This is a genomic window from Rhodococcus sp. JS3073, assembly GCF_026810085.1.
Lineage (GTDB): Bacteria > Actinomycetota > Actinomycetes > Mycobacteriales > Mycobacteriaceae > Rhodococcus_F > Rhodococcus_F wratislaviensis.
Map to the genome: position 1 here is coordinate 5469804 of NZ_CP113951.1, position 13228 is coordinate 5483031.

9 protein-coding genes are annotated in these 13228 nt (G+C 62.5%); 2 read left to right on the forward strand and 7 right to left on the reverse strand.

Going from position 1 to position 13228, the window contains the following annotated elements:
• Positions 1-41: 41 nt before the first annotated feature.
• Together OYT95_RS24675 and OYT95_RS24680 are read right to left on the reverse strand one after the other, a co-directional pair.
• Positions 42-1094, reverse strand: coding sequence for an NAD(P)H-dependent flavin oxidoreductase (locus OYT95_RS24675; RefSeq protein WP_268789385.1), 1053 nt, complete (start codon positions 1092-1094; stop codon positions 42-44).
• A 69-nt stretch (positions 1095-1163) separates the two neighbouring features.
• Positions 1164-2792, reverse strand: a complete 1629-nt coding sequence (locus tag OYT95_RS24680; RefSeq protein ID WP_328286565.1) for an AMP-binding protein — start codon at positions 2790-2792, stop codon at positions 1164-1166.
• Positions 2793-3145: 353 nt separating this feature from the next.
• On the opposite strand from OYT95_RS24680, the gene OYT95_RS24685 reads away from it, so the two are divergent.
• Positions 3146-3937: an SDR family NAD(P)-dependent oxidoreductase gene (locus OYT95_RS24685; RefSeq protein WP_268789387.1), complete on the forward strand. Its 792-nt coding sequence runs from the start codon at positions 3146-3148 to the stop codon at positions 3935-3937.
• A gap of 82 nt (positions 3938-4019) precedes the next feature.
• On the opposite strand, the gene OYT95_RS24690 is transcribed toward OYT95_RS24685, so the two are convergent.
• From OYT95_RS24690 to OYT95_RS24710, 5 genes are all read right to left on the reverse strand, one after another.
• Positions 4020-5717: an FAD-dependent oxidoreductase gene (locus tag OYT95_RS24690; RefSeq protein ID WP_268789388.1), complete on the reverse strand. Its 1698-nt coding sequence runs from the start codon at positions 5715-5717 to the stop codon at positions 4020-4022.
• The gene (locus OYT95_RS24695) at positions 5705-7870 is read right to left on the reverse strand and encodes a molybdopterin-containing oxidoreductase family protein (protein ID WP_268789389.1); all 2166 of its coding nucleotides are present in this window, start codon (positions 7868-7870) and stop codon (positions 5705-5707) included. Before OYT95_RS24695 ends, OYT95_RS24690 begins: the two co-directional genes overlap by 13 nt.
• 81 nt (positions 7871-7951) lie before the next feature.
• Positions 7952-8830, reverse strand: coding sequence for an acyl-CoA dehydratase activase (locus OYT95_RS24700; RefSeq protein WP_009475567.1), 879 nt, complete (start codon positions 8828-8830; stop codon positions 7952-7954).
• A gap of 20 nt (positions 8831-8850) precedes the next feature.
• Complete coding sequence (locus OYT95_RS24705) at positions 8851-10176, reverse strand: 2-hydroxyacyl-CoA dehydratase subunit D (protein WP_268789390.1); 1326 nt, start codon at positions 10174-10176, stop codon at positions 8851-8853.
• Between the two features lie 30 nt (positions 10177-10206).
• Entirely contained in the window at positions 10207-11370 is a 1164-nt protein-coding gene (locus tag OYT95_RS24710) for a 2-hydroxyacyl-CoA dehydratase subunit D (RefSeq protein ID WP_442972522.1), read from the reverse strand.
• Between the two features lie 421 nt (positions 11371-11791).
• Between OYT95_RS24710 and OYT95_RS24715 the strand changes: the two genes are divergently transcribed.
• The gene (locus OYT95_RS24715; RefSeq protein ID WP_268789392.1) at positions 11792-13174 is read left to right on the forward strand and encodes an MFS transporter; all 1383 of its coding nucleotides are present in this window, start codon (positions 11792-11794) and stop codon (positions 13172-13174) included.
• Positions 13175-13228 lie beyond the last annotated feature (54 nt).

Here is a 13228-nt window from a genome sequence, read left to right on the forward strand (position 1 = left end):
CTATCTGCGACCACTCGAACCACCGCTGCCAGGGAATCTGCTCAGACCGGCGCCGGCACCGGTGTCGGCAACGCAGATGCCAGTCGGCGAAGGATGTCGGCCGCCTCGGACGCCATGCGAGGGACGAACTCGGCGATTTCGATGATGTCGTTGATCGCGGACGCCACCTGGCCGGTCAGGACCAGGCCCTCGGTGACGTCCCCGTCGATCTGAGCGCGCTGCATCGATTCGATCTTCCATCGTGTGAGCTCGACGGTGTCGAGGATCTCACCCGCCGACTCCTGGTGATCCGTGAGCATCTTCGATGCAGCATTGCGCAGGCCTCGACACGGCCCGTAGACACCGTCGAATGCGACATCGTCACCCTCCCCGGCCCCGAGAATCGCCTGGATATACGCCGGATGCCAGTCGGAGTTCGCGGTGCTGGCGATGAACCGGGTTCCCATCGCCACACCGTCTGCGCCCATCGCCAGCGCCGACGCGAGGCCCCGGGCATCGCGGGCGCCGCCGGTGAGCAGAACCGGAATGTCGACCGCTTCGGTGACACTGGGAATCAAGACATACGAGTGAACGGCTTTGCTCGGTGCGTGGCCGCCCATCTCGAAACCCGCAGCAATGACGACGTCGACGCCGGCGTCTGCGGCCTTGACGGCCTGCCTCGTGGACCCCACCTTGTGCTGGTGGATCAGACCGGCGTCTTTGATCAGCCCGATGTAGTCGCCGGGGAATCCCGCCGAGGTGGTGAGTACGGTCAACTGGTCGTTCAGTACCGAATCTGATCGCCGAGCCTCGAGCACCGTGCGGATGTAGACGTCGGTAAACGGCAGTACGACGCCGTTGCCGTCGACACCGACCGGAATGTTCACCGCAAACGGATTGCCGGTCAGGGACGCGCACTCCTCGATGTGTTCGCGGAACGTGCGTGCGCCTGCCTCGAGGTCGGTAGGCATGCCGGGCATCGAGACCGTCCCCAACCCGCCTGCGTTGGAGACAGCGGCCGCGAGTTTGGGAGTCCGGAACGGGCCGAGTCCTTCCTGGACGATCGGGTGGTCGATTCCGATCAGGCGCGTATACCGGTTGGTGATGGGATGCATGCAGGGCTCCTGCCGGGGAAATGGGGTGTACGTAGTGCTACAAAGTAGGTGCGTCAGCGCCTTGATGCGTCAACTCACGTCCGCGCGTTCGGGTGCCGACGCCAGCTCGCCGGCGATAATTCGGTCGCGCAGGCGGAACTTCTGAATCTTGCCGCTCGGCGTCATCGGGAACTGGTCGGTGAAATACCAGAGCGAAGGCGCCTTGTGGGCCGAAATGCGTTCGCGACACCAGGATTTGAGCGCAGAGGGGTCGGGACGATCGTGGCCGTCGTGGAGTCGGATGACTGCCCCCACCTGCTCACCCCACCGCTCGTCCGGCACGCCCACGACGATGACGTCGGCGATCGACGGGTGCTGGAACAGTAGCTCCTCGATCTCGCGAGGATACAGGTTCACGCCACCGCGGATTATCACCTCGGTAAGGCGTCCGGTGACCTTGATGAAGCCCCGGGTATCCATGGTGCCGAGGTCTCCCATGTGTAGCCATCCCTCGGCGTCGATGGTTGCGGCGGTGGCATCGGGCATCTCGTAGTAACCGAGCATGTTCTGGTAACCGCGGCAACAGATTTCGCCCTGCTCACCGATTGGCAGTGCTTCACCCGTCAGCGGGTCCGCGATCTTTACCTCGAGTTCGGGTAACGGCTGACCGACGGTGGTTGCTTGATCGACCGGATCGTCCGTGACGCGAGTCTGGCTGATCACACCGTGCATCTCGGTCTGTCCGAACAGGATCGTGAACCGGCAGTCCAGGCGGTCGATGACTCGGTGGATCAGGCTCTCGGGCACGGTTGCGGCTCCGGACAACACCGTGCGCAGGCTGGAAATGTCCCTCGTCGCCAGATCCGGGTGTTCGAGCAGTGCAATGAGCATCGTGGGGACCATCAACGAGTGCGTGCCGTTGTAGGTTTCGATCATTTCCAGAGTCTGCGCGGCATCGAATGCAGGGAGTACGACGTAGGTGCCCCGCTTCGAGAAAGTCCCCAACTCGGTGACCGCGCCGCCGCCGATGTGGTACATCGGCATCGCATTGATGCACACGCCGGCCTCTTCCATGTCGGCGCGGTCGAACACGAAGTTGGCCTCGTTGATGATGCCCTTGTGGTGCAGTAGAGCACCCTTCGGGAAGCCCGTTGTTCCCGACGTGTACTGGATCTGCGCGGGATCCATGGGATCTACGTCGGGCAAGTCCTTCGTGCTGTCGGCGGCGTCGACGAACGACCGCCACGTGCTGGTGCTGACGATCGTGTGCAGCCCGGGGAGATTGGGCCGGATCTCGTCGATGATCGATCGGAGGTCGACTCCTCGGTAGGAGTCGCGATAGAACAGTGCCACGGCACCGGCCTGCTTCAGCACGTATTCGAGTTCGTGGGCGCGGTAGGCGGGATTCGCAGCGACGACGACCATTCCTGCCATCGCGACGGCCTGCTGCAGGATGACCCAATCGGCACTGTTCGGGGCCCAGATACCGATCCGATCTCCAGGTTCGCACTTGGTCAGCAGTGCCTTGGCAACCGACTCGACCTCGGTCAGCAGTTCGCTGTAGGTCCACGAGGTCCGCTCGCTGGGGTCCGGAGCGGCGTCGACGAGGGCGATGCGGTCGGGCACTGTGCTTGCAGCCTCGCGAAGCAACCCACCGAGGGTAATGTCGCGAACTCCTGTGCTGGAAGTCGACGGCCACAGTGATAGTTCTGGGTGCATGGGGCGTAATCCTGTCTTCAGCGTTCGAGTTGAAGTGTCGTTTCGATCCTCGGTACACGAGACATCTCGAAACCTTGTTGCCTCTATCACACACTGAAGTAATACATTGAAAACCAAAATTCGTCCAGCATTGTCATATGACTGGAACGTCGAGCCGGGCGGCGTCGTGGATGCCTCCGGTACCGGCGAGGATAAAGCGATTACCTCATCATCAATCAAAAACAACTAGGCCCTCCGGGGTCCTGACGTCCTTTCGGAGATGCCTTGCGTTGTGTCTATACTCTACATAAATGTCCATGACACATCAATATCTGTCAACTATGCTGTAATAGCATCGCCCCTGGAGGTAGTGCATGTCCTCATCCACGCTGGTCCGGAACTACGAAGACTCGGGAGTGCTGATCGCCGGTGGCACCTCAGGTGTCGGCCTCGCGACGGCTCTCGGCTTTGTTGACGCGGGCGTACGCCGAATCGTGTTGCTCGGTCGGAACGAAGAGCGAGGGAAGGCCGCAGAGCGAACGGTCCAAGATCGGTGTTCGGATGCCGACGTAACCTTCATCGCGACTGATGCATCCGACATCGGCCAGGTGGAATCTTCCGTCGCCGCTGCTCACCGGGTGTTGAGGTCGGTCGATGTTCTTGTCAACTCCACCACCACGTCCTACCGGCCTGAGCTGCTGCACCGTACTCCGGTCGCCGACATCGCGGGCATCCTGATGGGGCAGGCCCTACCCCCGATGCTGATGACCCGGACAGTGTTGCCGTTGATGCAGCAACAAGGAGGGGGAAGCATCGTCAACATCGCGTCCGATGCAGCCAAGGTGCCGACGCCCGGCGAGAGTGCTCTCGGGGCCGCGATGGCCGCGATCGTGATGTTCACGCGGGTTACCGCGATCGAAGCCAAGCGCAACGGTGTGCGAGTGAACGCGGTGACTCCCTCGCTGATCGATGGCACACCAACAGCGGCCAATGTGCTCAGCGATGGTTTCAGCAAGTCGCTTTTCGAGAAGGCGTCAGCTCAAGCTCATCTCGGGGTGGCTGTGCCCGAGGATCTCGCATCCCTCATCGTGTTTCTCGGCGGCCCCGATGCAGCTCGCCTGACCGGTCAGACGATCAGTGTCAACGGCGGTATCTCTGCCTTCTGACGCACCATGAACCCACCCTCGCCCACCCGCCGCGGGGAGCGCTCGCCGCCAGGGGGGGGTGGTGGGGTTTTATGGCGTAGCGTCAGGAGAATTGGGCCCGAACAAGCATGCCATCGATGTCGACGATCTTGACCCGTGGACGTCCCGCTTGCTTCCCCGCAGCCCGTTCGAACTGATCGATGGCCTGCCACCCTTCGTAGTCGATCGATTCCGGCCTTCGTTCTCGCACGAGATCCAGCAACGATCGACTGCCTCTCGCTGCAGCTGTGAGTCGCCCGTTCGCGTGGTCGTCGAGAAGACTCGTGACCGTTTCGATCGAGCAGTGCTTGTTCGTGCCGATGACGCCGGAAGGGCCACGTTTGATCCACCCGGTCACGTACACACCCGTCCGAGTTTCTCCTGTATTCGGATCCACAACCTGACCGTTGTGGTTCGGAATGATTCCGCGGTCGATGTCGAAGGGAAGGCCGGGCATCGGGCGGCCTCGGTAACCGACCGACCGTACGACGAGTCCGCATTCGAGCACATCTGTGGTCTTCGTGGGCCGGATGCCGGAACGGTCGTTACCATCGGCGACCATCTCATTGCGTCGCAACCGTATTCCTCGCACGCGATCGTCGCCGAGGATCTCCACCGGTGATGCCAGATATCGCAGCACTATCCTGCGTGGGGCGCTACCTGCGGGTCGTGACGCGAGCTCATCTGCAACTTGCGCCTTCAGCGTCGTCGGTGGACAGGCCGTCTGATCGTTGTCATTCTCGGCAGGGTCGACTTCCGTCGCGGGACAGTCGAGGGTTACCTCGACCTCGGTTGTCAACCCGGCGAGCCCCAGCAACTCGGGTGTCGTGTAAGCGGCATACGCCGGATCACGGCGACCTACTACGACGACCTCTCGGATGCCGCTGCCGGCCAGCGCCGACAGGGCGTGTCCGGCGATATCCGTACGTGCCAATTCCTTGACGTCGCGTGTGAGGATCCGTGCGATATCGAGCGCCACATTCCCGTTGCCCAGTATCACCGCCCGCTCGGTGGACAGGTCGAAGGCATGGTCTGTGTGATCGGGATGGCCGTTGTACCACCCGACCAGATCGGTTGCCGACACACTGCCCGGCAGGTCTTCTCCGGGAATGTCCAGTCGCTTGTCGGCGGGCGCACCTACCGCGTAGATCACCGCATGATGGTGGGCAAGGAGTTCGTCGTGGGTGAGGTGCGTGCCAATCTCTACCCCGAGGTGGAAGAACACTCCCGGTCGACTTGCCATGCGCTCGAATGTCCGTGTTGCGGACTTGGTGTGTTGATGGTCCGGTGCAACTCCGTAGCGAACCAGGCCCCACGGCGTGGGCAGACGGTCGAAGATGTGAACCTCGACGTCGAGACCCGGCGTGGTCGTCAACTCGTCCGCCGCGTAGCAGGCGCTCGGCCCGGACCCCACGATGGCCACACGCAGCGGGCCTACGGATGACCCGTTGTGGTCGGATCGCTCGCGCGCAACTCTTTCGCGCCTGTATTGCGTTCGTGTCGAGTCGTCGAAGAAGCGCGCGTTGAGGTCCGCGTACCGGATGGTCTCGGGTGTGAGAGCCGAGTCCGGGACGATCGCGTCCACCGGGCAGACGTCGACATCCGTGCATGCCCCGCAGTCGATGCAGGTCGCAGGGTCGATGTGGAGCATTTCCGCGCGCGCGTAGTCAGGCTCTTCAGGAGTGGGGTGGATGCAGTTGACGGGGCAGACGCTCACACAGCTCGCATCGTTGCAGCACTGTTGGGTGATCACGTGTGGCATGGAGGGTCGATTCTGTCGATCGAGACGGGAATGTTCGTCATTCGCGGCTGCCCGGTGTACCGGTCGAACTTCTCGGAGAGGGACACGAGCCGGCTGGGGCTGCTGCCGACTGCCCATACTTCTTCGGCGTCACCGGTGGGTCCGTAGCCGAACGCCATCGACACCATTCCGGTTCGTAGTGCTGGATCTTTCATTGCCACAGCGGTGATGGAGGACAGGTCCGAGCTGATACGAACGAGCGCGCCGTCGGACACACCGAGCTCGGTCATGTCGTCGGGGTGCAGGAACGCCGGGTTGTAGGGGACGCCGCGGTGGGTTCGATCGATGTTGCAGGAGGAGTTGTAGACGTGGAGGTGTCGTCGGCACAGGAGACGGTACGGCCGGTCCGACCGGGGTAGCTCGACGACGCCGGCATGTCCGGCCAACTGGGCGAGCATCAGGTGGTTGCCTATGTCGAGGCGATCGAGCACGTCGGGGTCGCCCGGTTGCACCTGTAGGAGGCGGGTCGTCCGGGTCATTCCGTCGGGATGGGATTTGACCTCCGACAGGGGGATGGCGGAACCCTCGGTCAGGATGTCGATGAGTTCGTCGGTTGTCGAGACGCCGTCGATCGGCCGAGGGGGAGACGACGGACATCCGAACGGCGATACCTCGACCGGATACCCGAGTCGTGTCATGAGCCCGTGAAAGAACCGCCACTCTTCGATGACATCGGACCGCTCGGGGCGCTCGACGACTGCAGGCGAATACTGTGCGTAGGATTGCCCGATTCCATAGCCCGTTCCCCTCGCCGCGAGCGCATCGAGAAACACGGTCGTCGACGGCGCCTCCAACGGCATCGTCGGTGCGATCACGTAATCGGCCACACGTGCCGAAGCGGAATACCACGGATCGATCTGGACGAACAATTCCAGGGACTCGAGTGCCTCGACAGTCCGCCGCTGGTCGGGGAACGCTACGGCCGGGTTACCTCCCCAGCTGATCAGGGCACGCACCTGCCCCTCTCCCGGGGTGAGAATCTCCTCCGGCAGCGTTGCCGTCGGCATGCCCGCCCGGGTCTTACGCAATCCGCGGACCCGCACCGTGCCCGGCAACGCCCAGTCGGCATCCGGCGATGTGGCCTGGGCGACAGGAACATAGGACGGGAGCAACGTGGGTGACGCCGACACGGTCTCGCCCGCGCGCAGCCAGCGTCCGCACAAGGTCTCGAGGGCGAGCACCAGGTACTCGACCAGCGTGCCCTCGCCCGCCATGTTCGGTCCGGTTCCCGCCATGGTGTAGCCACGTTTCGCGCTGGCGTAGCAGCGGGCGGCGGCGACGAGGTCCGCGCCGGATATCCCCGCCAACCGCGCCACCTCGTAAGGATCGAACCCGTGCACCGCGGCGCTCAACTCCGGAAGGCCGCGCACGTGCCGGGCGACGAAGTCCCGGTCGAACAGGCCCTCGTCGATGACGATCCTGATCATGGCCGCGAGAATTGGGATGTCGTGCCCGGGTGCCGCCTGCAGGTACCAATCGGCGTGTCGTGCCACATCGGTCCGGCGCGGATCGACGACGATGAGTTTGCACCCCCGGGCAAGGGTGTCCAGGAGCCAACGTTTGGGCGAGCCCGCTGGAAAGCCCGTGCAGGTAACCACCGGGTTGATCCCGATCAGCAGGATGGCCTCCGGTGCGTCGAATCCCTGGGACGGGGCGGACCAGTACCCGAGGAGGGACTGCGCGACCTGTTTCCCGCCTTTGTCGATGGTGTTCGGGTCGAACCTCATGTCGGAGCCGAGGGCATCGAACAGGGCGTTGTGGACGGGTGCTGCAGTCGGAGCGGTGGTGATGTGCGCCATGGTCCCTGCATAGCTGGCGATCGCGCGAGGTCCATACCGATCGCGTATGTCCGCAAGTTTGGCGGCGATCTCGTCCATGGCCTGCTCGACGGGGACACGCACATGGCCGTCCGGTGTCCGCACCAGCGAGTGCACGAGACGATCGGCGTGCCGGAGGTATTCGTGCTGTGATCGTCCTTTGACGCAGGTGTATCCGCCGTACACCTGATTGCGACCGTTCCCGTGGATCGCGGTCGCAACTCCCTCGTCAACGTCGACACGTATCGAACAGTGATTGATGCAGATCCGGCAGAACGAATTACGCGTGTGCTTCATTGATCTCCGTACGTCGTGGACAGAGCTCGATCGTCAGGTGGTTGGTGCAGCTACGGCTGTTCAGCAGGCTGGGCGACCGCGTTATGACGCCGGTACGGTCGGCATGTGCAGTTCGATCGAGCCGGTGCAGTCTCCGCACGAGTGGGCCGGCGGGCCGGTGGGCGAGAGTTCGACGTCCGGGGGCGAAGCCACGGTGCCGCACGTCTCGAGCGCGAGGAGGGCTGCACCGTAGGCGCCGGTGATCTGCGGGTCCGGCGGGACATCCACATGCACCCCCAGTGCCGAGCTCAAGAAGTGGACGGCCGCGGCATTCTTCGCCACCCCACCGGTCATCACTACCGGCGTCTTCTTGCCCACCTGGGCAATCAAACCGAGCGTCCGAGCGGAAACCGCCCGGTGAACGGAGGCGGCTATGTCCGTCCGCTCGCACCCGCTTGCGAGCAGCGACACGATCTCGGTTTCGGCGAAGGTTGCGCACATGCTGCTGACCTCCAGGTTCTTCTCACCCGACAGGGCGAGGTCGGCCAGCTCGTCGACCTCGCACTCGATGGCCCTCGCGAGTACCTCGAAGAATCGCCCCGTGCCGCTGGCACATCGGTCGTTCATTGCGAAGTCCTCGACGAGTCCCTCGCCGTCCACAGCGATGACCTTGCTGTCCTGCCCACCGATGTCGACGATCAATCGGACGCCGGGGCACAGTGCTGCGACGCCGCGCGCATGACAGGTGATCTCGGTGAACGTCCGCCCGATGCCGGGGACGAGTCTGCGACCGTAGCCGGTGCTGATGGTAGCCGTGATCTGCGACGGCGCCACCGAGGCCCGGCCGAGGGCGTCGTCGATTGCCTGCCGCATTCCAGCTCGGCTCACGGCGCCCATCTGAATGGCGCTCGCGCCCAGAAATGCTGCGGACCCGTCGAGGATGACGGCTTTGGCGGACGTCGATCCGAGGTCGACTCCCATGAAGTATTCCGTCACGTCGATCAGACCCGGCTTCGGCGGACGTCGATGCCCTCGAGCATGGCTGCCAGACGGCTTTCGAGGATCTCGTCCTTGTAGAAGGATGCGTCGGCGACGTCACCTTCGAAGAACATAGAGGGGATTCCGAGTTCTTTCTGCGCCGACTTCGCGAGCAGGTGCTGGGGGTTGGTGAATGCTCGGCAGGTACGGGAGGCGTGGAAGACGATTCCGTCGATTCCGTAGTCGATGCAATCGCGGTTGGTGAGGTGTTTGAGCGTCTTTACGCCGTGGTTCGTCGGGCACAGCAGATAGTGCTGTGCCATACCGAGAATGGGATCTTCCGTGTCGATCAGGTGCGGTTCCTGCCAGAACGCATTGTGGGTGTATCTTCCGCAGACCACGGCGACGTCGGCGTCGGCGAATTTGCGCGAGAGCCAGCCGAGCTTGTTCCAGTTCATGATGCCGTCGAAGTAGAGACGGTAGCGCTCGTTGCGGACGCCGGGGATGGCGTGGTCGAGACGGTACTGGACTTCGGTTTTGACGTCGACGAAGTACTGGACCAATTCCGGTCCGGCGGGCATGAAGTTGATGTGCGCGATGCTGGCGATCCAGTCCCAGTAGGTGGCCGGTGTCGGGGCGGCACGGCACAGCGCCATCGCCTCGCGGCGTAGTTCCGAGGCGCGTTTGATGTAGGACATGTTCTGCCGTAGCGCATCCCAGTCGAATGGCCGGCCTGTCATCGTCTCCAGGAAGGCGATCAGCTTGTGCAGTTGATCGGCCACATAACGTGAGGCCTGCTCCCACTCCTCACCGCGAAGGTAGCCTGCGTCGGGTTTGTTGCTGGGCAGGAAGGGGAGGGAGACGTTGAAGATCGGCACCTGTTTTCCGAAGACGCGGTACGAAATTTCGTCCCATTGCTGGCCGGTGCTGCAGCCGGCGTACGCGTTGACGAAGAAGTCCGGTGCAGGCAGGCGGGAGGCGAGTTGCTGTTGGTCGACGAGTCCGACGATGCCGTTCTCATCCTCGGACTTGGCCTGCTTGGTGAGTACGGCGCAACCGAGATGTGTTCTTGCGTATGAACACAACTCGCCGATGTACCCGTATTCCTCGCCGGCGAGCTGGGCCGGCTTCTCGAGCTGTTGTGCGGCCAGGCGTGCCGAGAACGCCTCGCCGTGGCACCACTCGAGTCCGGCGGCCTGGAAGATCGGGTTCACGGCTGAACCGTTGTACCAGACCACTTGCTTGCCGCGTTCCTTCGCCGTGAACAGGTTCTCCCAGTAGTCGCCCACCATGTTGGTGGCGGTCGGGATAACGATCTTGTTGGAATTGCCGAGCGTGGGGGCTGACACAGTAAATTCCTCCGAAGGTGGGTGTGGGTGCTAAACGGTGGACAGTTGCTTGCGTCTGATTCGCTCCACCAGCGCTTCCACCCGGGTGCGGATGGATTCCATCGGTAGACCCTCGTGTTCGGTTTCGATGAGCAGCAGAGGAATCGATTTGGCTTCCAATGCTTTCCGCAGCTCCGGGTAGAAGAGCATGTGCGGTTCGCAAAACTTCGCCATCAGGACGATGACGCCCTGCGCGCCGCTGGCGTCGACCGAGTCGACGAGGAACCGGTCCCAGTCCACTTCGTGCTGAACCCGGGTGGGGCAGGGTACGGCGGTGTTGCGCCGGAGGTACACCGACGCGAGGGCTTCGAGGGGATCGCCTCCAGATCCGATATCTGTTGACACATATCGTGTTCCGTGGAAGAGGTCGTCGTCGACCACGATGGCTCCGCAGTCCTCGATGATGTCCAGGAGTTCCGGTTTGGGGGCGTGGCAGAAGTGGCCGGAGAGGTGGATGCGGATGCGGTCGTCGCGCGGCACATGGCTCGAGTCGCCCATCACGTCGCGAAGCAGTTCTGTGTGTTCCTCCTTGTCCATGATCATGCTGGACTTGACGAGGACCTGGAGCTGGGCGGATGTCAGTGCGGCGTCGCCGGACCGCCTGTTCTCGAAGATCGTCCGCATCAGGCGCCGGTTGGCGTCGAAGACGTCGATGCTTCGCGAGAGATCCGCGTCGGAGATCCTGCGATCAGCGAATTTCTCGAGCTCGCTGCGAAAATCTTCCATTCTTCCCAGTACCTGCGGAAATGCCCAATCGTCGCTCATAGAGGACATCAATTGGCCGAAGTAGACCGGCTTGTCCGATTCATCCTCGCGCACGACGTCGATGGCACCCAGTAACTGGATGCAATGGTCGGCATGGAAGAAGCCGTCGTAGACGTCCAATCGGCCGAGTGCTGCTTGATCGGCGACGTTTCGGGTGTATCCACAGTTGAACTCGCCCAGCAGATTACGCCCGACTGTGATCGGTTGCCGGTCTTCTTGGATGATCACGGGAAGTACACCTGCGGCGTGCGCGAGTTCGGCGGGGAAGTTCATCGGAAAAACTCCGAGTGCCTGTCTCCCGGTTCGTCTTTTCCACTGTGCGACATAGTCGTTCGGACTATCGGCGACGGCGCTCATGGCGCGCATTGCCCGTGTGAATGTCGACGGCATGGTTCTCGCCCGTCCTTTTCTCGTGTAACTCATGGCGCTGGACCCAGGCACGCGCCTTCGGCTGTGACGTACCCGACAGGAACGATCATGCGCCCATTTTTCACAAGTTGCAACTAGATGTTTAAAAATTTGTACAACGTTGCAGCTAGATGGGCTACTCTGATGAGTGCGAGGCGGATGTGGAGGCTACAAACGTGCGAACCGGATCATGGGAGCGATGTGTGGCGGCTTGCTGCCGGCTCGCGCGAAATGACGAAATACGTTTGCATGCAACAGGCCTCACCCGAATCCGTCCAGACGGTCCACTTGACGAGATGCACGTCACATTTTATGGTCATTCCATTCGCGGACCGCTCGGCAATCGACGTCGCGGTCGACCCTTCGTCGCGATCCTTCCTCTTCCAGTGCTCCAGGAGCAGATATGACTTCGTCCCTGCCTCTCGACATAGTCACGCCACCATCGAAAGCAACCTCCCGCCGTGCATCTCTTGCGGCCTTCTCGGGATCGGCAATCGAGTACTACGACCTCGTTGCCTATGGAACTGCCGCAGCCCTCGTCTTCGGCGACCTCTTCTTCCGTGACGTCAGCACTCATGTCGCACTGCTGCTGTCCTTCGCCACCTTCGCCGCGGGATATGTAGCTCGTCCACTCGGCGGGTTGCTGTTCGGCTACATCGGCGACAAGCACGGTCGCCGGACTGCAGTGCTACTCACGATCTCCGTGATGGGCGCCGCGACCGTGTGTATCGGTTTGCTGCCCACCTACGACTCGATCGGTTCGCTTGCCCCGATCCTTCTGGTCGTTCCACGAGTCCTGCAGGGACTCGCGGTCGGCGGCGAACTGGGCGGAGCTGTCCTCATCTCGGTCGAACATGCCCCGAAGAACAAGCGTGGCTTCTACGGCAGCTTCTCCACCGCGGGCGCCCAGGGCGGAACCCTCCTCGCGACGATCGTCTTCGCCGTCGTCACGCTGATGCCGGACGATCGGTTCAATTCGTGGGGTTGGCGGATTCCGTTCCTGCTCAGTGCCGTCATCGTTCTCGTCGGAATGTTGATCCGTCGCGGTCTGGACGAGACACCGGACTTCAAGCAGAGTCAGACCGACCGTGCAGCTTCGTCCTCCGACGCGGCTGCGGTCAAGCACAATCCGATCCGTGACGCGCTGTCCAAGCATCCGATGACGATCCTCGGTATCACGTTCATCATGGCCGGAATGATGTCCATCTGGTACGTCATCACCGTGTACAGCCTCAGTTATGCCGTCAACCAGTCGGGTATTCCTCGAACGAGCATGTTGTGGGTGGTCTCTGCGGCAACGCTGGTCGTAGTCCTCATGAACCCGGTGTGGGGGGCACTCTCCGACAGGGTCAGTCGGAGTCGACTCATCGTCTTCGGTTTGCTCAGCGAGGCCGTGCTTCTGTTCTTCTACTTCGCAATGCTCGGCGTCGGCAACCTGGCGCTGGTGTTCATCTCACTCATCCTCGTTGCAGGGCTGGGGCACGCGGTGGTCAACGGTATCTTCCCGGCCTTCGTCGTGGAGAGCCTGCCTGCCGCTGTGCGATACACCGCGGGATCGTTCGGAATGCAGCTGGCGGCGCTGGTTGCCGGCTTCACACCACTGGTCGCGACCGCGCTCGAGCCCACCGCGGGCGGTGTGTGGACCGTCAGCGCACTGTGCCTCGCACTCTGCGCTCTGGGTGCATTCAGCGCCGCCTACATCGTCAAGCTTCACGCTCCGCAGCAGGCCTCGGCCGTCGCGCAGACTTCTCCGTCATCTTCAATGAAAGCGAGCAACGTACAATGATCCCTCCGCACACATCGCCACTGTCCGCGCAGCGAGGGTACGACTTTTCCGGCT